This window comes from Kineococcus deserti (genome assembly GCF_050871945.1).
Classification (GTDB): domain Bacteria; phylum Actinomycetota; class Actinomycetes; order Actinomycetales; family Kineococcaceae; genus Kineococcus.
Genome location: NZ_JBJLSI010000040.1, coordinates 18,274 through 42,262, shown reverse-complemented (window position 1 = coordinate 42,262; position 23,989 = coordinate 18,274). Strand labels below are relative to the sequence as shown.

The 23,989-nt window shown below is 68.3% G+C and carries 26 protein-coding genes and 1 pseudogene; 20 read left to right on the top strand and 7 right to left on the bottom strand.

The window, feature by feature from the left end; genetic code table 11:
* Positions 1 to 290 precede the first annotated feature (290 nt).
* Positions 291 to 1,328, top strand: a complete 1,038-nt coding sequence (locus tag ACRYR2_RS22145) for a hypothetical protein (protein WP_432565059.1) — start codon at positions 291 to 293, stop codon at positions 1,326 to 1,328.
* A gap of 111 nt (positions 1,329 to 1,439) precedes the next feature.
* Here the strand turns inward: ACRYR2_RS22145 and ACRYR2_RS22140 are convergent.
* A pseudogene (locus ACRYR2_RS22140) lies at positions 1,440 to 1,541 on the bottom strand (PAQR family membrane homeostasis protein TrhA); the annotation flags it as partial.
* A 492-nt stretch (positions 1,542 to 2,033) separates the two neighbouring features.
* On the opposite strand from ACRYR2_RS22140, the gene ACRYR2_RS22135 reads away from it, so the two are divergent.
* The 9 genes from ACRYR2_RS22135 (at position 2,034) to ACRYR2_RS22095 (ending at position 9,351) form a co-directional block, all read left to right on the top strand.
* The gene (locus tag ACRYR2_RS22135; RefSeq protein ID WP_432565058.1) at positions 2,034 to 2,348 is read left to right on the top strand and encodes a hypothetical protein; all 315 of its coding nucleotides are present in this window, start codon (positions 2,034 to 2,036) and stop codon (positions 2,346 to 2,348) included.
* A 483-nt stretch (positions 2,349 to 2,831) separates the two neighbouring features.
* Positions 2,832 to 4,400, top strand: a complete 1,569-nt coding sequence (locus ACRYR2_RS22130; RefSeq protein WP_432565057.1) for a ParB/RepB/Spo0J family partition protein — start codon at positions 2,832 to 2,834, stop codon at positions 4,398 to 4,400.
* A 158-nt stretch (positions 4,401 to 4,558) separates the two neighbouring features.
* Positions 4,559 to 5,005, top strand: coding sequence for a hypothetical protein (locus ACRYR2_RS22125; RefSeq protein ID WP_432565056.1), 447 nt, complete (start codon positions 4,559 to 4,561; stop codon positions 5,003 to 5,005).
* A 125-nt stretch (positions 5,006 to 5,130) separates the two neighbouring features.
* Positions 5,131 to 5,736, top strand: a complete 606-nt coding sequence (locus ACRYR2_RS22120; RefSeq protein ID WP_432565055.1) for a hypothetical protein — start codon at positions 5,131 to 5,133, stop codon at positions 5,734 to 5,736.
* A gap of 138 nt (positions 5,737 to 5,874) precedes the next feature.
* Positions 5,875 to 6,315 (top strand): DUF6573 family protein, encoded by a 441-nt coding sequence (locus tag ACRYR2_RS22115; RefSeq protein WP_432565054.1) that lies wholly within the window; start codon positions 5,875 to 5,877, stop codon positions 6,313 to 6,315.
* A gap of 263 nt (positions 6,316 to 6,578) precedes the next feature.
* Positions 6,579 to 7,385, top strand: a complete 807-nt coding sequence (locus ACRYR2_RS22110; protein WP_432565053.1) for a ParA family protein — start codon at positions 6,579 to 6,581, stop codon at positions 7,383 to 7,385.
* Entirely contained in the window at positions 7,385 to 7,813 is a 429-nt protein-coding gene (locus ACRYR2_RS22105) for a hypothetical protein (protein WP_432565052.1), read from the top strand. The genes ACRYR2_RS22110 and ACRYR2_RS22105 overlap by 1 nt, the downstream gene beginning before the upstream one ends.
* 324 nt (positions 7,814 to 8,137) lie before the next feature.
* A complete protein-coding gene (locus tag ACRYR2_RS22100) occupies positions 8,138 to 8,965 on the top strand; it encodes a hypothetical protein (RefSeq protein ID WP_432565051.1) in 828 nt (275 codons plus the stop codon).
* Between the two features lie 113 nt (positions 8,966 to 9,078).
* Positions 9,079 to 9,351: a hypothetical protein gene (locus ACRYR2_RS22095; protein ID WP_432565050.1), complete on the top strand. Its 273-nt coding sequence runs from the start codon at positions 9,079 to 9,081 to the stop codon at positions 9,349 to 9,351.
* A 246-nt stretch (positions 9,352 to 9,597) separates the two neighbouring features.
* Here the strand turns inward: ACRYR2_RS22095 and ACRYR2_RS22090 are convergent, their stop codons facing one another.
* Positions 9,598 to 10,248, bottom strand: coding sequence for a hypothetical protein (locus ACRYR2_RS22090; protein ID WP_432565049.1), 651 nt, complete (start codon positions 10,246 to 10,248; stop codon positions 9,598 to 9,600).
* A 566-nt stretch (positions 10,249 to 10,814) separates the two neighbouring features.
* The gene (locus ACRYR2_RS22085) at positions 10,815 to 11,759 is read right to left on the bottom strand and encodes a hypothetical protein (protein ID WP_432565048.1); all 945 of its coding nucleotides are present in this window, start codon (positions 11,757 to 11,759) and stop codon (positions 10,815 to 10,817) included.
* Between the two features lie 298 nt (positions 11,760 to 12,057).
* Between ACRYR2_RS22085 and ACRYR2_RS22080 the strand changes: the two genes are divergently transcribed.
* The 5 genes from ACRYR2_RS22080 to ACRYR2_RS22060 all read left to right on the top strand — a co-directional run bounded on the left by ACRYR2_RS22080 (position 12,058) and on the right by ACRYR2_RS22060 (position 15,036).
* Positions 12,058 to 13,095 carry a site-specific integrase gene (locus tag ACRYR2_RS22080; protein WP_432565047.1) on the top strand — a complete coding sequence of 346 codons (1,038 nt, stop codon included), beginning with the start codon at positions 12,058 to 12,060 and terminating at the stop codon, positions 13,093 to 13,095.
* 35 nt (positions 13,096 to 13,130) lie between these two features.
* Positions 13,131 to 13,589: a hypothetical protein gene (locus ACRYR2_RS22075; RefSeq protein ID WP_432565046.1), complete on the top strand. Its 459-nt coding sequence runs from the start codon at positions 13,131 to 13,133 to the stop codon at positions 13,587 to 13,589.
* On the top strand, positions 13,576 to 13,890 hold the full coding sequence (locus ACRYR2_RS22070) for a hypothetical protein (protein ID WP_432565045.1): 315 nt from the start codon (positions 13,576 to 13,578) through the stop codon (positions 13,888 to 13,890). The genes ACRYR2_RS22075 and ACRYR2_RS22070 overlap by 14 nt, the downstream gene beginning before the upstream one ends.
* 334 nt (positions 13,891 to 14,224) lie before the next feature.
* Positions 14,225 to 14,560 (top strand): hypothetical protein, encoded by a 336-nt coding sequence (locus tag ACRYR2_RS22065; RefSeq protein WP_432565044.1) that lies wholly within the window; start codon positions 14,225 to 14,227, stop codon positions 14,558 to 14,560.
* Between the two features lie 206 nt (positions 14,561 to 14,766).
* Entirely contained in the window at positions 14,767 to 15,036 is a 270-nt protein-coding gene (locus ACRYR2_RS22060; protein WP_432565043.1) for a hypothetical protein, read from the top strand.
* 112 nt (positions 15,037 to 15,148) lie between these two features.
* On the opposite strand, the gene ACRYR2_RS22055 is transcribed toward ACRYR2_RS22060, so the two are convergent.
* Both ACRYR2_RS22055 and ACRYR2_RS22050 read right to left on the bottom strand, forming a co-directional pair.
* Complete coding sequence (locus tag ACRYR2_RS22055; RefSeq protein WP_432565042.1) at positions 15,149 to 15,619, bottom strand: PH domain-containing protein; 471 nt, start codon at positions 15,617 to 15,619, stop codon at positions 15,149 to 15,151.
* Between the two features lie 108 nt (positions 15,620 to 15,727).
* A complete protein-coding gene (locus ACRYR2_RS22050) occupies positions 15,728 to 16,051 on the bottom strand; it encodes a hypothetical protein (RefSeq protein WP_432565041.1) in 324 nt (107 codons plus the stop codon).
* 130 nt (positions 16,052 to 16,181) lie between these two features.
* On the opposite strand from ACRYR2_RS22050, the gene ACRYR2_RS22045 reads away from it, so the two are divergent.
* Positions 16,182 to 16,931, top strand: a complete 750-nt coding sequence (locus ACRYR2_RS22045) for a nucleotide-binding protein (RefSeq protein ID WP_432565040.1) — start codon at positions 16,182 to 16,184, stop codon at positions 16,929 to 16,931.
* Positions 16,932 to 17,166: 235 nt separating this feature from the next.
* Here ACRYR2_RS22045 and ACRYR2_RS22040 read toward each other — a convergent pair whose 3' ends face one another.
* Both ACRYR2_RS22040 and ACRYR2_RS22035 read right to left on the bottom strand, forming a co-directional pair.
* Positions 17,167 to 17,400, bottom strand: coding sequence for a hypothetical protein (locus tag ACRYR2_RS22040; RefSeq protein ID WP_432565039.1), 234 nt, complete (start codon positions 17,398 to 17,400; stop codon positions 17,167 to 17,169).
* 865 nt (positions 17,401 to 18,265) lie between these two features.
* Positions 18,266 to 18,610 (bottom strand): hypothetical protein, encoded by a 345-nt coding sequence (locus ACRYR2_RS22035; RefSeq protein ID WP_432565038.1) that lies wholly within the window; start codon positions 18,608 to 18,610, stop codon positions 18,266 to 18,268.
* Positions 18,611 to 18,816: 206 nt separating this feature from the next.
* Between ACRYR2_RS22035 and ACRYR2_RS22030 the strand changes: the two genes are divergently transcribed.
* The 4 genes from ACRYR2_RS22030 to ACRYR2_RS22015 are packed head-to-tail and all read left to right on the top strand — an operon-like array spanning position 18,817 to position 23,876.
* A complete protein-coding gene (locus ACRYR2_RS22030) occupies positions 18,817 to 19,155 on the top strand; it encodes a MobC family plasmid mobilization relaxosome protein (RefSeq protein WP_432565037.1) in 339 nt (112 codons plus the stop codon).
* A 4-nt stretch (positions 19,156 to 19,159) separates the two neighbouring features.
* Positions 19,160 to 20,890, top strand: coding sequence for a relaxase/mobilization nuclease domain-containing protein (locus ACRYR2_RS22025; RefSeq protein WP_432565036.1), 1,731 nt, complete (start codon positions 19,160 to 19,162; stop codon positions 20,888 to 20,890).
* Positions 20,887 to 22,161 carry a hypothetical protein gene (locus ACRYR2_RS22020; RefSeq protein ID WP_432565035.1) on the top strand — a complete coding sequence of 425 codons (1,275 nt, stop codon included), beginning with the start codon at positions 20,887 to 20,889 and terminating at the stop codon, positions 22,159 to 22,161. Before ACRYR2_RS22025 ends, ACRYR2_RS22020 begins: the two co-directional genes overlap by 4 nt.
* Positions 22,158 to 23,876, top strand: a complete 1,719-nt coding sequence (locus ACRYR2_RS22015; protein ID WP_432565034.1) for a VirD4-like conjugal transfer protein, CD1115 family — start codon at positions 22,158 to 22,160, stop codon at positions 23,874 to 23,876. The genes ACRYR2_RS22020 and ACRYR2_RS22015 overlap by 4 nt, the downstream gene beginning before the upstream one ends.
* The last annotated feature ends 113 nt before the right edge of the window (positions 23,877 to 23,989 follow it).

Here is a 23,989-nt window from a genome sequence, read left to right as displayed (position 1 = left end):
CTGTGGAGGGCCCACGCCCCGCGAAGGCCCCACGCCCTGTGGAGGGCCCACGCCCCGCGAAGGGCCCACGCCCTGTGGAGGGCCCACGCCCCGCGAAGGCCCCACGCCCTGTGGAGGGCCCACGCCCCGCGAAGGGCCCACGCCCTGTGGAGGGCCCACGCCCCGCGAAGGCCCCACGCCCTGTGGAGGGCCCACGCCCTGTGGAGGGCCCACGCCCCGCGAAGGCCCCACGCCCTGTGGAGGGCCCACGCCGCGCAGAGCCGAAGTCGACCGAGAAGCGAACGCCTCAGGTGCGGCACGGCCGAGAGTTCGCGCAATTCCGAGTCGAGAACAGAGACCGCCGCCTACTCGACCTCGAACGCAGCCTGGCGGCCGCTCGTCGTCGAGCTACGGAAGAGACGGCTCGTCGTACGGCTGCCGAGGAAGCCCTCAAGAGAGCCCTCGCCCACGCCGCCCCTGAGGAAGTCGCGAAGTCCGCTCGTCAGATCGCTGGCGACGACAGGGAGATCATCGACCTTGTGCACCAGGTGGCCGAGGCCGAGGGTGAGATGGTCCGAGAGGGCCGCTACCGCTTCACAACATCGCAGAGCGACCGTGCCGGCGCCTCGCTGCACTTCGAGGGCGACTCTAGGCCCACTACCGTCGCCCGGACTCTGATCGCTCTCGAGTACCGGTACAACGTCGGCGTCGTGGTCAACAAGTTGCGCACAGCGGCCGAAGGCACATCCCCCTTCAAGGGGATCAACCTCGCGCTGATGCGCGGCTTGCCGGAAGTGATCCAGGAACACCTTGAGGAGCCGATGGAGGTGACCAACGACGCTCTAGCCGAACTCCTGTCACCCCAGGAGCAGATGCAAGTCCTGTTCATCCAACACACCGGCTCGTTCGACATCGGCTTCGAGGGCCTCGGGGATGCCGTCCGTGAGGTCAGAGAGTCCGTCACCCCGACAGGACGCGCAGGTCGAGCCGAGCAGCTTCGGCACCAGAAGAAGGTCAACGCCCTCGACGAGGACAGTCAGGGTCAAGCGAATGCGCACGCCCGTCGTATGAACTCGATGGAGGCCGCCCACTCCGAGGTCGACCTGCACACCAAGGTGCTCGACCTGCGGGAACGGCAGCTCGATGTGGCGGCCAAGGAGCGCCAGCACATCCTCGAGACCATCGCCGCGTTCAACATCGCCGGACTTCCGATCGACGCGGAGCTCGCTGCAGCACTGAAGACAGCGCTGTTGCGGACTGCCTCTCTTGAAGCCACCGACGTGACAAAGCTGTACACGTCCAACGACCAAGCGCCCCCGGCTTTGACCGAGGACGCTTCGGGCCAGTAGCTCGGTGGGGACCCACCGGCCGCCCGCCTGACCTGGGGGCGGCTCAGACCGACCGGGACGAAGACGACGCGCTGGAGTGGTGACGGCTGCAGCTAGGCGCCCGCGCCGGACCCGCCTGGCGGGCCGCCTCGTCACCGCCAGCGGCGTGTACGTGCCGGCGATGATGAGGAAGATGTTGCTGTGATCCAAGCGCGGTAGGACGGTCGCGGGCCGGGTATACCGTGAGCGCCGAGCACGACGTGGTGCTGCCGCTGGTGGTCGTCAGCGAGCTGGAAGGCAAGCGGCACCACCCCGAACTGGGCTACTTCGCCCGTAACCGCGGACGAGTACCGCGCCGAGCTGGCGGCCGATTCCGGCTGCGGGACACTGCGCTGGGGCCATGAAACTGGCCCTTTTTGCATTGCGCTGCAATGCGTTTAGCAGCGGCGACTACCTTCGAGCACCGGCAGATCGTCGTGCTCGCCGCCGCTGTGCTGTGGACGTCTCGTCGCGTCACCTGGATGTCACGCACTGATCACTCCGGATCGCGTGTTCCCGATCCGACACAAGGGCCCATCGTCTAGCGTCATGGGTACCCGCAGAACGGCGACGAGCCGGTGGGAGGCAACCCACCGGCTCGTCAGCGGCGATCAGGACGCAGGACCAAGCACGCCTCAAGTGCAAGTACCTACAAGATCCCGGCTCGCCGGGAGAAGGGCGGTCCACATGGAACCGCTGCTCCGCCCCCACCGTAAGCCCGCGCCCCTGCCGGTCGTGGGAAGTTCGGCCAACGACACCCAGGAGACGGTCGAAGACCCGCCCCACCCGGCGGCCACAAGCGCGCGGGCGACGCCGAGTGACCAACTCCCCCGGGCCGTCGGGGCGATCATGCTGGTGGGGCTCCCGGTGACCATCCTGCTGCGCCCGGAGGCCTCGTCCGAAGCCCTCGGCGTCATGGGTGCGTGCGGCCTGGCCCTCTTCGGCATCGACAAGCCGTGGTCGCGCGTGATTCAGGACGTGAAGAACCGCGTGCACGGCTGAGCCAACGAGTCGTCGACGGGACTGCGGTACGCAAGCACCGCGGCCCGTCGACGACCAGAGCGATGCGAAACGGTGCAGCCGAACCGCCGGCGGCGTGTCCACCCAGGGTACGGCCCGAGTGGTCACGGCTGACGCGCGGCCGGTGGTCTCCGGCCGCCGGCAGGCACCTGCTGGGGCCGGGGTCCTCGACGACCTCCTGCGGCCGCGGGACTGGCAAGCGGCCTTGAAGAAGGGGTGGGGCTTCGCGCAGGGGACGGGGACGGCTCCCCCACGCTGACGGCGGTGGGGGGCTGGCTCCGGGCCTGCGGCCCTCAGAGCGTTGGCCCACGCCAGACCAGGACCCGGCAGACACCCCACGCGGCAAGCCACTCCCTTACTCTCGCAACAGAAAAAGACGTGACAGGTGTTGCCCCTGTTAGTTCTAACCGATACAATAGAACTAATAGGGACGGAGAGACCGGCCCTGGAACGAGAGGAAGAACCGTGACCGACACCGTCACCCAGGACAGCGCCGAGACCGCAGCGCAGACCATCGTGCAGCTCGACCCCCGCACGCTGCTGGTGGACCTGAACATTCGAGAAGCCCGCATCGACGCCGACCTGGTCGACAGCATCAAGGAGCTGGGGGTCTTGCAGGCCGTCACCGTTGTGACGACCCCCGAAGGGGCCTACCGGGTGCGCTACGGGCACCGGCGCACCCTGGCCGCCATCGAGGCCGGCCGACCCCTGATCCCGGCTGTGGTGGCCGGAGCAGAGGGCAGCGCCAAGGCCGCGCAGGTCGCCAGGATCGTGGAGCAGTGGCACGAGAACGAGGTCCGCGCGAACCTCACCCGCGCCGAGCGGATCGAGGCCACGGCCCAGCTCGCCGCGTTCGGCGTCTCCCCCACCCAGATCGCCAAGCGCACCCGGCAGGCCAAGGACGAGGTCCGCCACGCGATCACCGTGGCCGCCTCCCCCGCCGCCCGCCAGGCCGCGCAGGAGCACGAGGCCCTGACCCTCAAAGACGCCGCCCTCCTAGCCGAATTCGAGGGCGACGACGACGCGGTGGCCCGCATCCTCGCCGTCGCGGGCCGTACCTGGGGGTCCTCCCCCGCCCACGTCGCCCAGAAGATCCGCGACGAGCGCGCCGACGAGGCCCGCCGCGCGGAGTTCGTCGAGGGTCTACGCGCCGCAGGCGTGACCGTCCTGGACCCCAAGGCCGAGGACTACACCGGACGCGCCCTGTCGGTCCTGCTGGACACCGAGGGCCAGCGGATCACCGTCGAAGGCCACGAGCAGTGCCCCGGCCACGCCGCCGTCATCGGCCAGAGCTGGGGCTGGCTCGACCCGGCCACGGGTCTACCCGCGACCGCCCAGGTCGACGACCAGGACGACCAGGACGAGGAGGACCAGGACGAGGACCAGGACGAGCGGGACGACGAGGACGACAAGGACGAGGCGAACCAGACGCAGAAGGAGTGGGGCTCCTACCCCACGACGGCATGGGTCTGCGCCGACCCGGCAGCCCACGGCCACGCCGTCGAGGCCAGCTCCGGCAGCGGCACCAAGCGCGCCGCCGACATGGGTGAGGCCGAACGCGAGGCCGCCAAGGAGGCCCGTCGCACGGTGATCCGCTGCAACAAGGAGTGGAAGGCCGCGCAGCCGGTTCGCCGCGAGTGGCTGACGACCTTCCTGACCCGCAAGACCGCCCCCAAGGACGCCGCTGCGTTCATGGCGCAGATCGTGGCGACTGAGCCCGGCGTGCTCGCGCGCATCGAGGCCAACGAGCTGGCCGCCGTCCTGCTGGGGCTGGCCGAGAACACCGGATACGGACGGAGCAAGGTCCTGACCGAGGCCGTCGCCAAGGCCAGCGACACCCGCGCCCAGGTCCTTCTACTGGCCCAGGTCCTCGCCGGATGCGAAGCCAGCTTGCACCAGAACTCCTGGCGCAACCTGGCCCCCACCACCAGCCGCTACCTGTTGAGGATCGAGGAATGGGGCTACCGGCTGGCCGACGTAGAGCGGCTGGCCTGCGGGATTGAGACCCTGCCGGAAGTGAGCACCGAGCAGTAACCAGCGCGGGGGGTGTCCAGTCGGACGCCCCCCACCTGCTAGTTCTAATATTGCCGTTCGTTCAAAACACGCTAAGAGGTTGTCTCCGTTAGTTCTAACCGTTACGATAGAACTAATGCCAACCGGACAGGCCGGCTGGTGACCAGAGAGGGCAATCCGTGAGCGAGACCAGCACCCCCGCCGCCGAGGCCACGACCACCGCGGCCACAATCGAGGCCGCCACCCCCACGAAGACCACCCCCACGGGCATCCCCTTCGTCATGTGCGGGAGCTGTCGCCTGCCCCACCCGATCACCCGCAAGCACTGCCAGACCTGCGGCTCCCCGTCGGTCTTCGCCCACAAGACCCACGCGCGGCGGACGGCCCACGTGAACTACCTGACGGGCGTGTCGGACGCCTACCAGCGCCCCCGATCCACCGCGCCCGCCGTCACCATCTCGATCCTCAGCCACGCCGACGCCGTCCACGCGGCGTGCGCCGTCTACGAGGCCGAGCACGGCATGGCCCCGCTCGACCACGTCAGCAGCGACCGGAACGGGGTCGTCACCGTGGAGGCGTACGGCCCCCACTACATGCCCGCCGTCAGCGTGACCTGGCGTCCGTGAGCACGGGCACGGCCAGGCGAACACGCCACCTAGAACTATCAGCGGACTTGACCCTGTTAGTTCTAATCCCTACAATAGAACTAACGCCGAGCGGACAGGCCGCCGGTGCACCGAAGGAGAGAACCGTGAGCGAAAACGCCTCCATCTACGAGACCGCCGCCGCCAGCGGGAGCCAGCCGACCGCCGAGCAGCCCGAACGCATCTGGCACCAGGGAGCCCACAACCTGTTCGACCGACCGGCCGCGCGCCGCTCCGGCAACAGCTACGTCGTCAGCCGGGAGGCCCTGGTCCGGGCCGTCGAGCGCATGGGCTGGCACGACGTGGTGGACGGCCTGCCGATGCCGTTCAGCCCCGGCCTGGCGGTCAACGCCCTGGCGCAGGTCTCGGGTCTACCCAAGGTCCAGCGGATCGCCTGGGACGGCGCGGTGACCACCCACGACGACTACGAAGGCCCCGGCGCCTACAGCGTCGTCGGAGTCGAGTTCAGCTCCGGCCCGACCACCTTCCGCATGTACGCCGTGGACCGGGGGACCGACCTGGTGATCGCGTTCATGGAGTGGTGGACCCGTCCGCGGCCTGAGTGGATCGTGACCGCCGACGTCACGACCACGGCCATCGCCCACGTCGAGGCCGACACCGAGGAGGAGGCCCGCGCCCTGGCCCTGGTCGCGCTCACCTCCGACGGCACCGACCCGGCAGACGTCAGCATCGCCGAGGTCGAACGAGGCTGACCCCCTCAGGGTGGCGCGGACAAGGGTCCGCGTCACCCCCCTAGAACTAATAGAAACCTTGACTCTGTTAGTTCTAACCGCTAGGATAGAACTAACACCGAGCGGGCAGGCCGCCGGTGCCGACACGAAGGAGTCATCGTGACCGACACGACCAACCACGAGGCCCAGGACCTGTGCGGGCGCAACGTGATCCACGCCTACAGTCGCGCCCAAGCTCTCGCCGACGGCGTGCTCGTGGCCGTCGACCAGGCCACCGCCCGAGAGGCCGGGGTCACCATCCCCGTTGCCCTGACCGCCGCCGTCTGGGCCGACTGCGTGGCCTGGACCCGCGAGACCGAGGCAGCCAAGTCCTACGGCACCGGCCAGGATGAGGCCGGACGACTGTGGGACGTGCTCTGGATGGCCCGGTGGGCCGCCCGCAAGGCCGGACCAGGAGCGGACCGGGTGCGCTTCCCGCTGCTGCGGGTTCCGCCCACCGGGGCCGGGGTCGCGGCCCAGGCCGTGACGCTGTCTCTACGTGTGGGCCCGGGTGACGGGCGGGAGCCAGTCGCCACGATCTCCGAGCCCGGCGAGGACTGACCGGAGGTGCCCGGCGCAGGCGACTGTGCCGGGCACGCCCGCGCCGCCCCCCGGCGCAGCCGGATGCACCACCCCCGGTGGCCGGGGGGGGTCGGCCAGGCGGCATCGAGCCGGCCTGCCCGCCCAGCTTCGCCGCGCATCCCGCCCAGGTGCGGGGCCGGCCACCAGCCCCGGCGTGTCGCTAAGAGTTCCCATCCCTCTAAAAGAACTATCGGGTACGTTGAGGGTCACTCGACCGTCAGCGCACGAAAGGAGAACCGCCCGTGAGCGAGACTGCCCACCCGAAACCCGTGCGCCGCATCGCCTTCGCCAACCAAAAGGGGGGAGTCGGCAAGACCACCTCTACGGTCAACATCGCGGCCTGCGCCGCCGAGAGCGGCCAGCGCGTCGTCCTCGTCGACCTCGACCCCCAGGCCAGCGCGACCCGCTGGCTGGGCGCCAGCACCGAGGCCGGCGACCTGCTCGACGTCTTGGAGGGCACCGCCAGCCTGGCCGACGTCCTGACCACCAGCGTCGTCGAGGGCCTGCGCGTCGTCCCGGCCTCCATCGCCTTGACGGCCGCGGAGAAGGTGCTCACCGGCCAGCCCGGCGCAGAGATGGTCCTGCGCTCTGCCGTCGACCGGATGCTGGGGGAGGACCTGGAGCGCGTCGGCCCCGTCGACGTCATCCTGTTCGACTGCCCACCCACCCTCGGCCTGCTGGCCGTCAGCGCCCTGGTCGCTGCCGGCGAGGTCGCCGTCCCGGTCGGCATCGGCTCGATGGAGCTCGACGGCGTGGCCGACCTGCTGCGCACCGTGGAGCTGGTCGCCCAACGCCTCAACGCCGGTCTACACGTCAGCGCCGTCATCCCCGTGGCCTACCAGGCTCGTCAGCGCCTGTCCCAGGACGTCCTGGCCAGCCTGACCGCCCGCTTCGGTGAAGCCGTCCTGCCCCCGGTGCGCCAGTCGGTGCGCGTGCGCGAGGCCCCCTCGGCGCGCGAACCGCTCACGACCTACGCGCCCACCGAACCCGTCACCGACGACTACCGAGCCGTCACCACCGCCCTACTCCAGCGAGGAGCGACCCCCTGATGCCCCCCAAGAACCGCCGCGGCGGCCTGCGCAGCAACCCTCTGGACGCGGTGATCCCCGACCCCGCCGCCAGCGCGCCCCAGGACGAGCCCACGCCCGAGCCGGAGTCGGCCCCGGCCGTCACCGACAGCGCACCGGAGACGACCACCGCCGCCCAGGCAGAGACCGAGCCCGCCGAGCCCGCCGCGCCGGCCAAGGCCGTCGACCCCGCCAAGCCGGTCAAGTTCAACGGCTACGTCAGCCCCGAGCACGCCGACCGCGCCCGCGATGCCCTGTACGTGCTGCCGGGGGAGTGGACCACCGGCCGCTTCCTCGAGCACGCCATCGACCTGGCCCTGGCCGACCTGGCCGAGCAGTACAACGGCGGCAAGCCCTTCGCCAAGCGCCCCGCAGGCCAGGGCCTGCGTCGTGGACCCCGCATCACCTGACCTCGACCCGGCCGGCCTCAACCACCAGCCCTGACACCTGGAGATCCCTGTGAACTTCCGCGGCGCCAGCGCCACCATCCGGCCTGTCCTGCAGCATGTTGCGGCACAGGGCTTTACCGTTGAGCACGCTGCGGGGTCAGGGCATTGGAAGGTCAGTGACCCGATCACCGGAGCCTTCCTGTGCGCCCTGCCCCACACGCCGTCCTCACGACAGGCCGCCGCCCGCGCCAACTCCGTCCTGCGCCGAGCCGGAATCGACCCCATGCCATCCCCCGCGCAGCGGGTGAAGCGGGTCCGCGCATTTCAGCTGCGGCCGGTGACGCAGTGACGAGGATCGAGCTACGGCATCCCGAGCGGTACTGGCTGGCTGGTCGGACCGACATGCCCTGGCTCGAAGACCCCGACAAACGTCGCCAGCGCTGGCCAGACCGAGACGAGCGCGACTGGGCTGGCATCGCTGCCGTCGTCCAGCACGTCATAGATGAGGTCGCCGAAAGGCTCGGGCGTACCGAGCAGGTCGACGAGGACGACCCAGATATGGGGAAGTCCGTCGTGGTCGACGTCGAGCTCGGCCACCTCGAAGCCCAGGACCAGAAGATCGCAAGAGAGTGGTTCCGGCCAGGCGTGGGGCCCCTCGGCGACCCCTGGGATGGCCTTTCGGATGGGCGGCACCGTCTCTGGAACTGCTGGCAGGCCGCCCCTGATGCTGTCCTGCCTGTCTACTCCAGCCACCTCCACTCGCTTGACCAGGTCCAGGAGATGAGCGAGGACTCCGCCGCAAGGCTCTATGAAGACGTAAGAGATGGGATAGAACTATCTTCTCCGTCGGCGGTGAGTCGGAGTCCACGCTTCTACGCAGAGCTGGGCCGCGTGGCGAGCCTTGGCGGGTACGACGATCTGATCCCTTCGCGCCGCTACTCGGCAAGAGACCACAACGTCCCCGAGTGGGACGAGGACGACCCCTACGACGATGACGACGATGACGACGATGACAGCCTTCAAGTCCCGGGCAGCTACTCCCTCCCGCCCAAGCCTGTGGGTCTCCCCGTCCGCCGCCCCGCGTTGCCGCCGCGTAAACAGCAGGGCGTCGCACCTGTCCACGCTCCGCCTCCGTGGTGGAGGCGAGTCCTGACCTGGCTAGCAGGCAGGTAGCCCACATGAACGTCGGCTGCGCCGACGTCTACCCACCCGGACGCCATCCCGCATCGTCATCGAGAGCCGACGTGACGCATCTCAAGCCAGGCGCACCCCCTACGGAGGACCCGATGCACAGCAGTTCGACCCCGCAGCCCTTCGCTGCCCTGGCCCCTGGCGCCGCGCAGCGTCCGCTCAGTCCGCCCGGCGCTGTCCTGGCCTGCGATGAGTGCTACCCCCGACAGGCCCGGGCGGTGTGGACCTTCAAGGGCACCGATGCAGCCGGGAGGCCCTGGCGCGCCATGACGTGCAACCAGCACGTGTCTCTCATCGACGAGGAGCTGGCCGAACGCGGTGGGTACGGATCGCTCGAACCCCTCGCCGTACCGCCCCGCACGAGCTGACCCGCTAGATCACGTAGTCTGCGACGCCGCCGGCAACGGGCCGGGCCGGTCGATCTCGCGCACGAAGAGCGCCAAGTGACCTTCGGTGAGCTGCGCCCGCAGCTGCTCGATGGCCGCTGCGCTGCTGTCGGTTTCCAGGACGACCCGTACCGCCTCGATGACTCGTTGCGCGGTCGATGAGCCAGCTCCCACATCACACGCTCGGTGAGCCTTTGTCAGTAGCTGTCGGTCGCTACTGACAAGGGCTCAGTCGTCGTCGTGCTCGGAGAAGCTGTAGTCGCCGGTGGGGTAGTACAGCGTCAAGACGTCTGAGTCACCGGTTCCGTAGTTCAGGTAGACGTGTGCCATCCGAAGTTCGCCGGCATCGGTTGCGGGCCAGTCGCATCTGCCGGTCAGGGGGACCGCGGTAGTCATCTGCGGTTCAAGGCGGACCGGAGAGATGGTGCCCGTGCCGCACTCCTCGTCATCGATGACCTCGGTCGCCACCGTCAGATCAACTTGGACCGTGACGTCGGTCGCCGACAGGCCCAGGTTGCGCACCGACACCCCGTCGTAAGTCCAGCTTCCTGGTGCCGTTTCCTTCAGGTCCACTGGTGCCCCCACATAGACACCCCCGTGCATCTCGATGTCGTACATCACTGCTTGGGGCTTAGCGCCCTGTAGCTCAGTCTGTTCGTAGCTGGCCTGCACGCTGAGTCTGGTTAGCTCGGCGGCTTCGCGAGACGCGTCGGCAGCATCCACGGCTGCCTTCGTCGCGATGGCCGACACCACTAAGGCACCGAGGCCCAAGATGACGGTTCCTACTTCGGCGCCGAAGCGCAGGTCGTCACGGGTGCGGGAGGTGACCCATCCCCAGATGGCACTGGCTCTGCTGCGAATTGAAGACCACGCCGACACGGTGATGATCTTACAGAGTCGCCGGAAGAAGCGTCGTCAAGATGCATGATGCGTTGAGTCTTCGTCAGTAGCAGGAAGTCGCTACTGACAAAGGCTCAGTGCCTCCCCTCGGGCCCGCCCTGACAAGACCGCCCTGATGGCACGCCAAAAAATCGGCCGAGTCAATTCATGGGCAGATTCTTTCGCGCGCCTCAAGAATGCCTAAAAAGTTGACGGCGGGGCATTCTTGTGGTATCATAGAAATATGATCGAGACACCGGGTCGCGTGATTAGAAGGGGATTGAAAAGAGATGAAGGTAGCATTAGGTTCAGCACTTAGTACGGTTTTGGTTGCAATGGTTTACCACATGATGGGAGTAGCTGGGTGGATGCTCTTATTATGGACGCCGGTAACCCTAGTGGTTTTACTGTCCGTAGTCATAGTGGCTCTAGCGTACTCGCCAAACGGCGATAAGATCATCGAGCAACTTAGAAGGCTAAGATAAATCACAAGAGAGGGTGGTCCGCCGCTGGCGGGGTGCCCTCTCTTGCTGTTCCCGGCACTGCCGTGAGGGCTGTTTGCGGCCCTAGGTGTTGACCGAAGCATAGGTGTCCCAACGCAACAAGTCTGGCCCACTGTCTTCTGACACCTGGGCCCAGCCGCGGATGGGGCGGAAAGTGATCTCCTCGGCGTAGCAACGCACCGCAGCCGAATACCGTCGATAGTCCGAACGTGAGATGCGGACAAACTGGCCAGGCTTGTACTTCAAAGTAGGAGCCTTCTTCAAGGCCGGCGGATCAACCCTGCCGGCGCGGTGGACCCAGACATCGCGCAGCGAGTTCAGCTCCCTTAGGGTCGCGTCGAGGTCAGGTGGGATGGGGCGATCTGGAGGAGCCGCCCAGCCGATCTGCTTCAACGATTTCTCATAGCGCTTGGCACCCGCACCCCTCGGCACATGCGCCTCCGGGATGACTTCCTCTAGCCGCCCTCGCATGTGCTCATCGAGGAGCGCGAGAGTCTGATGATCGAGGTCAGCAAGAAACTGTCGGCCAGCTTCATTGGTATGCTTCGTCATCTCCTCCCTGGCGTTCTTCATCATCTCGGTAGCGGCATGCCGTATGCGGAACGCGCGCCATGACTTCGCCAAGTTTTCGACCATCGCGTCCAAGGCGCTGTTGAGGCTTACCAAGGCCTGTGCGTTCGCGTGTGGGCTGTCGTTTGCCAGCTCGGCCTTCGCCATCTCGGCGCGTTCGTACGCCGCTTGCAGGGTGGTAGCCGCGTCCCTCGTGAGGTCGTCTGCGTCGTGCTTGACGCCGAGGCGGTCCTCCTCGCGCTCCAGGGCGTGCGTCAGCTCATGCAACCCCCACAGTCCCAAGTCGCGTACCCGCTCGGCTTCCTCGACGGCATCCCAGAAGTCAGCGATGGCTGTCTCGCCGTCAGGACTTCGATCAAGGCGTGGATCTCGCCGCGCCGCCTCCAGCTGTAGGCGTGCGAACTCTCCGACCTGATCAGCGCCGACGCGATGGATCACACAGTCAGTGTGTCCGCGCCGAGGTGCTGGCGCCCGTGGTGGCCGTCCCGGAAACACCGGTTTTCAGGACGGGTCACGGTCAGAGCCGAGCAGTCGCTGGGGACCCCAGGGGCGTTGCCCTCTGCGGCGATCGGCCCGGACACCCACGTCGGCGGGGGAGGGAGGGGCGATAGTCGTGAAGCGCGAGTAGCGCTCGATAGTTCGCCTTCTCGTGCGCTATGGTCAAGCCGTGGCCGGGACCGAGATCACCCCTCTCGCTAGCCTTCCCGCTGGTTCTCCCGCGGCCGCTGACGAGGTCGTGGATACCGACGTCGTGGACGTCGTGGACGTCGTGGACGTCGTGGACGTCGAGGTCGTTGCGGTCCCTGCCGCGACACCCCCCGCGGTCCTGGACCCGGCCGCCCTGGAGCGGTGGCTGCTGACGCTGCATCCGCTGCACCGGGCCTCGCACGCCCCTGCGACGTGGCGGGCCTACGCCTCCGACCTGCGCCTGTTCACCGCCTGGTGCCAGCCGCGGCACGCCTGCCCGCTGCCCGCGACGCCTGCGACGGTCATGGACTACCTCACCGACCAGGGCCCCATCCTCAAGCTGTCGACGCTGCGCCGGCGCCTGTCGGCGATCCGCCTGGCCCACCACCTCGCCGGCTTGACCTCACCGACCGTCCACGCCGACGTGACGCAGGCCTGGCGCGGGCTGGCCCGCACCTACGGCCCCTCCCAGACGCCCCGCCGGTCCGGGGCGATCATCACCTCCACCCTGGCCCAGATCGTCGCCCCCCTCGGGGAGTCGACGAAGGACAAGCGTGACCGGGCGCTGCTCGTAGTCGGCTTCGCCGGTGCCTTCCGCCGCTCCGAGCTGGCCGAGCTGGATGCCTCCGACATCCAGGTCCTGGAGGACGGGCTGCGCATCACCGTCCACAAGTCCAAGACCGACCAGGAAGGCAAAGGGCGCGTCGTCGGCCTGCCCTACGGCTCGCACCGCGCCACCTGCCCGGTCCGCTCGTGGCTGGCCTGGCGCGAGGCCGCGAAGCTGGACGAGGACGGCCCGGCGTTCCTGTCGATGCGCAAGGGCGGCTCGCACGTCTTGACCTCCCGCATCCCTGCCGACGCCATCGCCCGGGTCGTGAAGCTGCGCGCTGCCGCCGTCGGCCTGGATCCCCGCACGGTGTCCGGGCACTCCCTGCGGGCCGGCTTCGCCACCTCCGCGGCCCGCGCCGGGGTCGGGGACCGCGACATCATGCGGCAGACCGGTCACCGCTCCCCCGACTCCCTGACCCCCTACATCCGCGAGGGGAAGCTGTTTGAGGACAACGCAGCTGCCAAGGTGGGCCTGTGAGTGTAGATCAGCCGAGGCGCCGATGGCCGTGGGCTGTGGTCGCCGGCCTGGCCGGACTGCTGCTCGGCGGGCTGGCGATGTTCGGGATCATCGACGCGGCCACGCCGGACTACGCCCTGGCGACGGCGTCGTTCTCGCACTTCTGGAGCAACGTCGCCCGACCGTTCCTGCTGTCTCCAGGCTTCGGTGGTGCCGCGGCGTTCATCGCGGCGGCGGTGACCTTCTTCATCGCCAAGGAGCGGCTCGACTTCGACCGCACTGTGCGTGCTGAGGAGTCACGAGACGAACGCTGGTGGAACCTGTTCGACAAGCTCATCGAAGATGAGTCGATGTTCCAGGTCAGCGACGCCGGCGGGGAGCTCGCGAAGTTGCTGCAGGAGAGCGCGCAGACCCCGCTGCAAGAGAAGGCTGTGCTGGTCCTGCTTGAGCTCTACGTCGGTACGGGAGACGATGAGCAGGTCGTGCCGGAGGGAGGCAGTAGTGAGCAAAGGTGAACGCCGCGGCGCAGTGAGCGTGGGGAAGACCCCGGCTGCTGCCGAGCACAACGAGCGTGGCCCCAAGGTCATCGACCTTAGGAGCAGTGACCGCGACGGACTGGTGCTCAAGTCCGGGGATCAACGTGTCGAGGTAGTCACCGTGGACACCGAGCCGAAGAAGCGCCGCGGCCTGCGCCAGGTGCTCTCTCCGCGGCTTCGCCGCGAGCTGGTAGCTACGCGCGACGAGCTTCGCGCCGAGCTGGCTGACCCGAAGCGGAAGTACGCCCCCCCGGGGAAGCGCAAGCGCGTCCGTATCTGACCGATCTGAACAAGGCCCCGTACCGTGCTGGTGCGGGGCCTTCATGGTTGGCCATGCACGGAAGCGGTCAGCGGTTGGCTTCCTGGAAGCGCACGATCAGGTCGTTGCTGAGCCGGCCGCGTTCGGAGATCTGGGCAAGTCATCGGTAGCTCGAGCTCTGGAGAACGCTGACGAGGACGTGGACCAGCAGGCCAAGGAAGAACCGCCCTCGTAGGGGTCCTCCATGCACGCTCCCGGCCCGACACCACCAGCTAGGACCTGCCCTGCGGATCTTGGACGGCGGTGACCGCGCGGACGGCGGGATGACCGGACGGGTGTCGGCCATGCTGGGGTGATGCGAACGAGCTTGGCCGATGAACAGTGGGACGCCGTTGAGCGAGGGCAGGTCATCATCCCCACCGGTCGTCAGTTCGAGCGTCGCTCCAGCCGCATCAAGCGCCGGGACGCCGACGCGCTCATCGCTGCCGGCGCGCCGCTGGTCCTGTACTGGTACGGCGGCCAGCAGCTCGACTACTTCGATGGCTCCGACGCTGCGGAGCAGTGGCAGGCCGTGCGTGGAGCGCTGACGAGTCAGGCGCCGCAGCTGGGCGGCGATGTCGTCTGGACCGGTGGGCGTTGGGTCTGCGACGAGCACGAGCACGAGCTACTGCTGCTGACCGGGCAGTGCTGAGCAGGCCATCGCTGTGGCTCGCCCGGGGGCGAGAGGAGCGCGCGGAGCGCACCGCGGGCTGCTCAAAGATCAGGGTGAGATCCGGGGGCATCCCTGATGGCGCCGATTCCTGCGAGGCAGCCAGGCTCGATCCGTGGGAGCCGAGGGGTTCCACTAGCAGCCTGCGGGGGATGCCCCGGGCTGAGTGGTCGTCGAAGGAGGACAGCGTGAGCGGTGCAGACGAGTGGATTCAGGAGCGGGTCAACCCCGGCGGTCAGGGACTGCCGGTGACGGCCGAGAGCTTGGCCGAGCTGCTGGTGCGCGTCTCGATGTACGGCATCGCCGTCCGCGATGAGCAGGATCCGGTCATGGGCGGCATGTGGGGGCATGTCTTGACGCTGGTGGACAAGTTGGGCGAGTTCGCCGGCCTGGAAGCCAACGCGGTCAACGAGGTGTACCGCGCCGAGGTCGCCCGGCTGCAGCTTCCCATCGATTGAGTTGGCGACACCGCCCCCCGTAACTGCGGGTTCGGTTCCAGAGCCGTCCCTAGTGTGCTGGCCAGCGGTAGGGGCAGCCCGTCAGCGCTCTGGGCATGCTTTGGAGGCGCGGTCAGGGAGTTTGGGCCTGCTGCAACGCCTCAGCCAGGCGCTGGGCGGCTTCGCGAGGTACCCCGACTAGGGACACCTTCCGGCCTCCCTGGGTGACGACGGTGCTGTAGTTCTCCCAGCGTCCCTGCACGCAGACCTGCTCCACCTCGCTCCACGGTATGAGGTGGCCGTCGATAAGCACCTTCCGGATGCGTAGGCCGTGTTCGTCCACCACGGTCGCCGGCGGCCGCCAGAAGTGCATGATCAAGGTGATGGCGATGCTGGTGAGCACCACCAGCCCGAGAATTTTGTCGAACCAGTGGCCGGAGATGATGCGGGGTACCGCGAAGAGGATCGCAAGGCCAGCCATGACGAGGGGCCACACCCGCGATCGGCCTTGATAGGTCTGTTGGTAGATCCGTTGCAGTCCCGCCAGGTCGATGAGCAGCTCAGGTGCGGCCCGATTGCCGGTGGGGGTTGCCTCGTCGTCCATGTCGCTACCTTGTCGGGTAGTGGGTCGAGCGACAGCCGGGTCACCCGTTCGGCGGGATGACCGTGACGTCGTGCGCAGTGCGCCGGGTCTCATCTGGCGACTCCGCCTTCAGCCTCCGTTGAAGTACAAGGTGCGGTGCCCCGGCACGTTGCCCTCGCTGCCCATGACGAGGCGGGTCAACTCGATGAGGGAGTAAGCAGCGGACCGCACTGCCTCGTCGTCGGCTTCCTCAGCGAGGTCGCGCAGCTCGTCGCGCAGTCGCTTGCACTGGCGTTCGTTGAAGACCGTCTCGTCGTCCGTATCGACACCAGAGAGCAAAGGGAACCTGTCGCTCACTCCGTAGGACAGCTCGACGAGCTGCCTGACTCCAGGACCGAGGTAGGACTCCACCGTCGGGCCGTCGTACTCCCGGACGTGGACGCTGATCGACATGCGACCAGCATCACTCATGAGCACGGTAACGACCCGTAGCTCGCTCATCGACATGAGCGGAAGATCATCCGTCCTCGACCGGATCCGCAGGGCACGCCCTAGGGACGTCAGCTTCTCCTAGGCTGAACCGATGGCAGCAACCCCGCCCGCTCGTCTGTTCATTGGTTCGTCCTCCGAGGGCTCCGACGTCGCCCGTCACCTGCAAGAGGTGCTTGAAGGCCGTCAGGTGTGCGAGGTCGACGTCTGGGACACGAGTGTCTTCGAGCCGTCGGGCTACGCCCTCGACTCGCTGCTCGTGGTCGCGGCCCGGACCGACTTCGCCGTCCTGGTCGCGTCGCCGGACGACGAGACCACGAGCCGCGGCGACACCGCACCATCGGTGCGCGACAACATCGTGCTGGAGTTCGGGTTGTTCCTAGGTGCACTCGGGAGGCAGCGGACCTACTTGCTGGCCACCGGACCGGTCAAGTTGCCAACCGACGTGTTCGGACTCACCAGGCTGCCCTACCGAGCTCGGTCGGACGGCAACCTCAGCGCAGCCCTCAACGCGGCAGCCCTCCAGATCGCGCAGCAGGTGAGGACCCTTGGGCGTCGAGACGTCAACGGCCCATCGGCCGTGGACACGAGAACGGGTAGCGAGCCCCTTGAAGCTGAGATCACCCGCCTGCGCACCAACGCGGAGGCCCAGGGCTGGACGGTCAAGACGGACAGCGCGACCACGCTGCGGTTGCTCTCGCCGCGCGGGAAGTACCACACGCTCACCAAGAGCAAGCCAGAGTCGACGCGGGCTGATCTGCGGCGCTTCGCCGCCGAGCTGCGCGCAGACGGGCTCCGGGTGAACCACGCGATCCGTCGCCCAGTGGAGGAGTCGCCCTACTAGGCAGAGCAAGTCCCCCTGTTGCTTCCCGTGTCGGTCAGCACCGCAACAGCGCCGAACAGGGGGACGACGCTCCAACCCGGGCTCTACCGGGGGCACCCATACAACGATGGGTAGTGCCGCGCCTCGGCCGCTTCCCCACGAGCACGCCTTGCGCCATCGGCATCGCGCCTCCGGCCACCGCCACCAGGACGGAGGGAACCCTCGTGGTTCTACGACAAAGCCAGCCTATCGGCTGCTACCCGGCGAGATAGGCGACCAAGCCTGCGGCGACGCCGAGCAGGCTGGCTGCCCCGGCCCAGGCGGTCGTCGCCTTCCATGTCCGGCGCGCCTGCTGCTCGACGAGCGGATCACCGTCAGCCAGCTCGCTCCAGGTGAAGCCTGCGAGGTCCGCCCAGGTAGGTGGCCGGCGGCGGACGGGATGGCTCGCTAACGCGCCGGCGAGGCCGCAGGCGGCGGCACCGACCGTCAAGATCAAGACCATTCGTGAGACGTCATACCCGTCACGGTGGAGCCTGGCGAGGCCGCCATTTCGGATGCTGTGCGTGTCGCGTCCGCAGCCATCTCGCGTGCCGTCTGGAGCACGCGGGTGGCTTGCCGCGTGGGGTGTCTCGCGGGGGCCTGGTCTGGCGTGGGCCAACGCTCTGAGGGCCGCAGGCCCGGAGCCAGCCCCCCACCGCCGTCAGCGTGGGAGGACCGTCCCTGACCCCACGCGAAGCACCCACCCCTCTTCAAGGCCATCTTTCCCAGCCCCGCGGCCGCCGAGGTCGTCGACGACTCCCAGCCCCAGGACGTGCCTGCCGCCGGCCGGGGACGTCCTGCCGCGCGTCAGCCAGATCAACTTGGGCCGCAGGTGCGCGTAGCGCGCCCGTCGCTGTGGAGTCTTCCCGGTACTTCGTGAGGCCGTGCACGGCCAGCGGGTGCAGGAGGTGAGGGTCGAAGTGGTCGAGAGCTGCTGGCGGTGTGCGGCCGGGCCGGTGGGTCCCGTCGTCCCCCTGTGAGCGGGTCCGGCCGGTGCGGAGCACGGAGCCGTCCACAGGTGGGCGAGGGGCACCGTCGTGACCCGCCCCCGAGGACCGGCCCGATCACGTGCTGTTCCCTCGTGTCCTCGTTGTGGGACACACTGACCCAACCGGGTGAGGCTCACCCGCAGTCAACCGAGCGAGGTGCCCATGCTGGTCGTCGTCTTCACTGCCGCCGTGATGTTCGTCGTCAACATGGCCGTGCGGGTCGCGCTGTGGTCGGTGCGCCTGGCCGTTTTGATCTTGCGTGTGACCTTGGGTGGACTGTCGTGGCTGCTCGCCGTCGCCGTTGACGGCATGACCAGCGCGATGGTCTCAGGCCGCGGAGCTGCTGCCCGTCGTCGAGGCCGGGGCAGCGCCGTCACCAGTGGCGCTGTCGAGGCTGGCGTCGGAGTCGTCTCCCGCCGCTGAAGACCGCCGCGTTCGGCGCGGCGTCAGCAACGCGGTCTCCTCCCGCGTCAGGCTGAAGGCCGTGGTCACGTCCCGCTGGGAGAAGCCCAGCTCGCGCAGGGTGCCCAGCGCCTCGGTCGCGGCAGCGATGGAGCGTCGCAGAGCCTCCAGCGAGGTGCCCGTAGCCTTCACTGCTTCCTTCTTGCGCGCCAGGGCCGCCTCCTCCTGGTCGAGCAGGAGCTTCACGCTGTTGATCTCGGTCGTCGCCATGTCCTGAGCCTACCCGAGCCAGCTTCGCTGGCCAGGGTTGCGAGGGTGGTTGTCTGACCCCATGTCGCACCCGACCGCAGCGCGACGCATGGGTGCGCCGTGACCAGAAGCAAGCATAGCAAATGTAATACATTTGCTGCGTACGGCTGGGGTCGTCCGCTACTATGGGCTACGCCCAAACCCGTTAATGGAGGTGGCTGAGTCCCGTGACGACGCCCCGCGGTGAGCGCAAGAACATCAAGACCTTGCGCCTGACCGACGACGAACTCGCGCGCATCCAGCAACGCATGAAGCTCGCTGGTTCCCGCTCGTTCAGCGCCTTCGCCCGCCGCGTGCTTATCGACGGCGACCTGCGCGTTCGCCACGTCACCTTCGACCCTGAACCGCTGCGCACTGAGCTGTCGCGCATCGGCAACAACCTCAACCAGATCGCCCGGCGCGTGAACGCCGAGCAGTCCGTCTCGGCCGCCGAAGCCCTGCAAGCCCGCCGGCTTATGCAAGAAGTCCAGCGGCTCATCAGCCAAGCCATCGACGAGAGCCGGTGACGTCGTGGCCTACGTGAAGATGCACCAGATCAAGAAGACGCCGGCGTTGTCGATCAAGTACATCGTCCGTAGCGACGCCACCGACGACGGCCGTTTGGTCTCCACCAACGCCGCTGTCCTCGACCCTGCCGACTGGCAAGCCACCGCTGTCTCGTGGGAGAAGTCGCGCGCCAAGCGCACCGGCGCAGGCCGCCAAGGCGACGTCCTGGCGCACCACATCGTGCAGTCGTTCAAGCCCGGCGAGATCAGCTCACCGGCGCAGGCTCACGACATTGGTGTGCAGCTCGCCGAGCAGATCGTGGGCGGTCGGTTCGAGTACACCGTGGCGACCCACCTGGACAAGGGCCACGTCCACAACCACATCCTCGTCAACGCCTACAGCCACGTCGACGGCCACAAGATCCGCGTCCAGCGTGACACCCTGGCGCGGTACCGCGGGATCAGCGACGACCTGTGCCGGGCGCAGAACCTCAGCATCATCCCGGCCCGCGAGGAACGATCCCTGGGCGAGACGCTGGGCCAGCGCTACGCGCGAGCCCGCGGGAAGTCGGCCACCGACCTTGTGAAGCTGGCCATCGACAACGCCGTGGGCAACGCGAAGTCCTGGCGCGAGTTCGAGACCGCCCTGAACGCCCAGGGCATCGAAGTCGGGCGCAGCCAGAAGCGTCACGTCACGTTCAAGGGCTTCGAGATGAGCCGCGCCGTGCGCGACGTGCGCCTGGGAGTGGGCTACACCGAAGACGTACTCATGGCCCGCCTGGGTCAGGTCAAGTTGCTGCGCTTCGACGCCGACCGCAGCCTGATCGCGGCGCAGAAGGACGGCGTACTGACGTTGAAGTTGCCCGGTAGTGGTGGTCAGCGGCGCGTCAACGTCGACCAATCGCAGGTCGTCGAGCACGGCCGCACCCTGCGCGTCTACCTGCCCGCCGAAGGACGCCAGGCCATCCTTGACCGCCGCGGACAGATCAGCGCGCAGGTCCCTACCCGCGCTCTGTACGGCGCGTTCGCCCCGCCGGCCCGTGACCTGTTGAAGACATACCAGCAGCCCGAGAGTGCAGTTGCGGTCCGACGCGGCCGCCAAGCGCAAGCGAAGATGACCCGCCTGCACGACCAGGAAAGCGTCCTGAACGTCCGCGCCCGGTACGGAGTGGTCACCGCTCGACAGGCCGTCAGCCAGGCAGTCCAGCTCCATTCCGAGATCGACAAGGCGCAGCAGTCGGTCCAGACCTTCGCCGTCGCCCTGGACAACCTCACGGACAAGAACGGTCCCGAGGCCGCCGACCTGAGAGTGCGCCTGTCGGCCGCGCAGCACGACGTCAACGACCTGAGCCGGAGCGCGGCGTCGCTGGCGTCCTGGGCAGTGACCGTCGAACGCGAGAGCGAGAGCCTGCTGCGCGACATGTCGCTCAAGGAGCGACTGCGCGGCCTGCAGTCCAACGACCTCGTCGGCGTCGGCCTCTCACCTCGAGACGCCAACGAGCTGACCCAGCAGCTCGACCGCCGCACCGAGGACGCACGGCAAGAGAGCGTCACCGTCGGAAAGGAGGAACACGACGTCGACCGCTCGCGGGCCGAGGCCGCCAAGCAGCAGGAGCAGCAGGAGCGACCGGCGACGTGGGAGCACATGACGTTGGGAGAACGCATGGCCTGGCTACGCGAGCACGACGCAGCCCCCCAACGCACGAGGAAGCCGACCGACGGTAACGAGAACGGACGGGAGAGGGGTCGACGATGACGGTCGAAACGCACGAGGACGAAGCCCGCCGGATGGTCATGGAGATCAGCCGGCGCAGCATCACCGTGACCGCACACCTGGCACAGAAGACCTGGGTCGAGATGCGTCAGTTCGTCTCAGACAAGCTCATCAGCGCTCACAGGGAGCCGCGCCCGGGTCGTCGGATGACCCCCGCCCAGCTGGAGCAGGCCACGCGAGGACAACGCGAGAGTGTCAACCTGACCGACCCCCGCATCGCGAAGCTGGTGCAGAAGGAGCTGAACCGCTACGGGGTGACGTTCGCCATCACCCGCGACGCCGAAGGCACCCGCGTCCACATCGGAGCTGGCAACGCCACCCAGCTGGACACGGCCATGCGCCGGGCCGAGCAGACTCTGGCCCGTCAGCTCGAAGCGGCCCAAGCCCGCGCCGATCGCCGCGCAGGCCGCAGCGGCGCATCGAGTGACGAGGCAGCGCCAGAACGCACTTCGACCATCCCGGGTGAAGCCAAACAGCAGCAGCAAGCCCGCACGCCCGGCTCAGTCGAGAGTCCCGACCGCGGCTACGGGCTAAGCAACCTGGCCGCCTCGTCGGAGCGCTACGCCGCCGCCGCCCGCGAGGCACTGCCGGCCGCCGTGGCCGAGGCAGTCCTGACCGATAGCGGTTGGCCGGTGTTGGCGAAGAGCCTGGCTGCCGCGGAGGATGCCGGTCTGGAGCCGGCCGCAGTCCTCGGCTCGGTGGTGCGCCAACGCGAGACGTTCACCTCGCGATCCGTGGCGGCGGTGCTGGCTTGGCGGGTGGACAACGCGATCGACGAGGCGGCCCCGAAGCTGGTGCAGGAACGATCCGATGAAGCGGCGCCGACGCCAGAGCCGCAGCGTTCGGACCCGGGTCGAGAGGGTCTCCCTGCTCTCAGCACATGGTCGCCCGAAGCGCAGATGCACTGGAACTATCCCGACATCGTCGAGGCGACCAAGCTGCCGCTCGAGACACGGCAAATGCTGCTCTCCGTGGACCGGACCGAGCTGGTGAGGGAGTTGACCACGGCCGCGGCCCGAGGCGAGGACCCGGTGCAGCTCCTGCAACGCGCCGTCGGGGTCGGGCCCGTCCGTGCCGACGAAGCGTCAGCAGTCCTGCCCACGCGGATGCGGGCGGCCAGCCTGGGCGATGCGCGCTCGATCGCTCGCTCCGCGCTGAACGAGCGGGCCCGAACCCTGCCAAAGGGCGACGTTGTCGACCTAGCCACGGAGAAGCCGGGCCGCGGCCTGGACCTGGGCAGCCCGCGCCGATGACCGCCCAACGCAACGCGCTGCCCGCTATCGGCGCCCTGCTCATCATCGCGGCCGGCGGCAAGGCCACCCGTGCCGTGCGTGAGGTCTGGCAGGGCCCGGGGACTTCCCTGGACAAGCTGCGCGGCATCAGCGACGCCCTGGCCCACGAGTTCACCCAGCGCTGGTCGCTGTCCCTGCACTGGCCCGACGTGGTGGGCGGGGTCGCCGCACTGCTGGTGGTCCTGCTGGCCATCGCCTATCGGCGCGCGGGCCGCCAGACCCAGCGCATCGGGGAAGAGCACGGCTCCGCGGCCTGGGGCAGCCGGCGCGACATGGCGCCCTTCCGCCCCCGCAAGGACGAGGAAGGGCTGCAGTTCACCGTCACCGAGACGCTGTCCCTGAACGCCCAGCGCACCCGCCGCAACCTCAACGTGACCGCCATCGGTGGCTCCGGGGCGGCCAAGACCCGCGCGTTCGTGCTGCCCAACGTCCTGGCCAACACCGGGGCCAGCATGGCGATCACCGACCCCAAGGGCGAGATCTACCGTGAGGCCGGCGAGAAGCTGGAGGCGCAGGGCTACGACGTCCGCTGCCTCAACCTCGTCGATCCCCGCCGCAGCGGAGGGTTCAACCCGCTGGAGTACATTGACCCTGAGCAGCCGGCGGTGAGCATCGCCCAGCTGGCCGAGGGCATCGTCAACAACACCACCGGCAAGAAGCCGCACGGGGCCGACGCCTTCTGGGAACGGGCCGAGCAAGCTCTGCTGACGAGCCTGGTCGCCTACGTCTACTTCATGCACGACGACGCCGAGGAGCCGCCGTCGCTGGTGCACGTCGTCGACCTGGCCAAGCAGCTCGAGGCCGCCGAACGCAACGACGACTTCACCTCCGAGGTCGACGACAAGATGAAGCTGGTCCGTCAGCTCCTCGAAGATTGGCAGCCCGTCCCCGGCCTGAGCGCCGCGGAGTCGGAGCGGACCCGCGACGGTCTGCGCTTCACCGTCGACCAGTACCGCATCTTCCAGCAGGGCGCCGGGGAGACGAAGAAGGGCGTCATCATCAGCCTGGGCGTGCGCCTGTCGGTCCTGGACATCCCCGAGATCCGCCGACTGATGAGCGACGACACCCTGGCCCTGGATCAGCTCGGGGCCACCAAGGGTGCGGTCTTCTGCCTGCTGCCGGACACCCACGGGGCCTTCCACTTCATCGCGGCGATGTTCTGGCAGGCCGTGTTCACCACGAACGTCTACCTGGCCGACCACTCACCCGGCGGCGCCCTGCCGGTGCCCATCCAGTGCTGGCTGGACGAGTACGCCAACATCGGCCAGATCCCCAACTTCGTACGGCTGATCTCCACGATCCGCAGCCGAGGGATGAACGCCGTCGTGATCGTGCAGAACCTCGCCCAGCTCAAGAGCCTGCACAAGGACGACTGGCAGACCGTCCTGGGCAACTGCGACAGCCTGCTGTTCCTCGGCGGCAACGAGACCGAGACCGCCGAGTACCTGTCCAAACGCCTGGGCAGCGAGACGATCAAGGTCGAGGAGACCAGCCAGAGCAAGGGCTCGCAGGGGTCCTGGTCTCGGAGCCTGCGCAACGTCAAGCGTGAGCTGATGACCCCCGACGAGATCGGCCGGCTCCCTGACGATGAGTGCCTGTACTTCCTGCGGGGCTGCCGACCCTTCCGGTCGCGCAAGCTTCCGATCTACACCGGCGACCGCGTCGCCTCGAAGTGACACCAGCGCACACGCCCCCACCACTGCTGCCGCAGCCGGCGGGGGCGTCCGCATGTGAGGCCGCTCATCGGCGCCCGCCACAGCGCGAACTCCGACCCCAGGGCGCGGGTCTG

What these genes read in the sequence shown, in the direction of transcription:
- ACRYR2_RS22135 (WP_432565058.1), top strand. Translation starts at nt 2,034, where the DNA reads ATGGAACCGCTGCTCCGCCCCCACCGTAAGCCCGCGCCCCTGCCGGTC.
- ACRYR2_RS22105 (WP_432565052.1), top strand. Translation starts at nt 7,385, where the DNA reads ATGCCCCCCAAGAACCGCCGCGGCGGCCTGCGCAGCAACCCTCTGGAC.
- ACRYR2_RS22095 (WP_432565050.1), top strand. Translation starts at nt 9,079, where the DNA reads ATGCACAGCAGTTCGACCCCGCAGCCCTTCGCTGCCCTGGCCCCTGGC.
- ACRYR2_RS22065 (WP_432565044.1), top strand. Translation starts at nt 14,225, where the DNA reads ATGCGAACGAGCTTGGCCGATGAACAGTGGGACGCCGTTGAGCGAGGG.
- ACRYR2_RS22055 (WP_432565042.1), bottom strand. Translation starts at nt 15,619, where the DNA reads ATGGACGACGAGGCAACCCCCACCGGCAATCGGGCCGCACCTGAGCTG.
- ACRYR2_RS22050 (WP_432565041.1), bottom strand. Translation starts at nt 16,051, where the DNA reads ATGTCGATCAGCGTCCACGTCCGGGAGTACGACGGCCCGACGGTGGAG.
- ACRYR2_RS22045 (WP_432565040.1), top strand. Translation starts at nt 16,182, where the DNA reads ATGGCAGCAACCCCGCCCGCTCGTCTGTTCATTGGTTCGTCCTCCGAG.
- ACRYR2_RS22035 (WP_432565038.1), bottom strand. Translation starts at nt 18,610, where the DNA reads ATGGCGACGACCGAGATCAACAGCGTGAAGCTCCTGCTCGACCAGGAG.
- ACRYR2_RS22020 (WP_432565035.1), top strand. Translation starts at nt 20,887, where the DNA reads ATGACGGTCGAAACGCACGAGGACGAAGCCCGCCGGATGGTCATGGAG.
- ACRYR2_RS22015 (WP_432565034.1), top strand. Translation starts at nt 22,158, where the DNA reads ATGACCGCCCAACGCAACGCGCTGCCCGCTATCGGCGCCCTGCTCATC.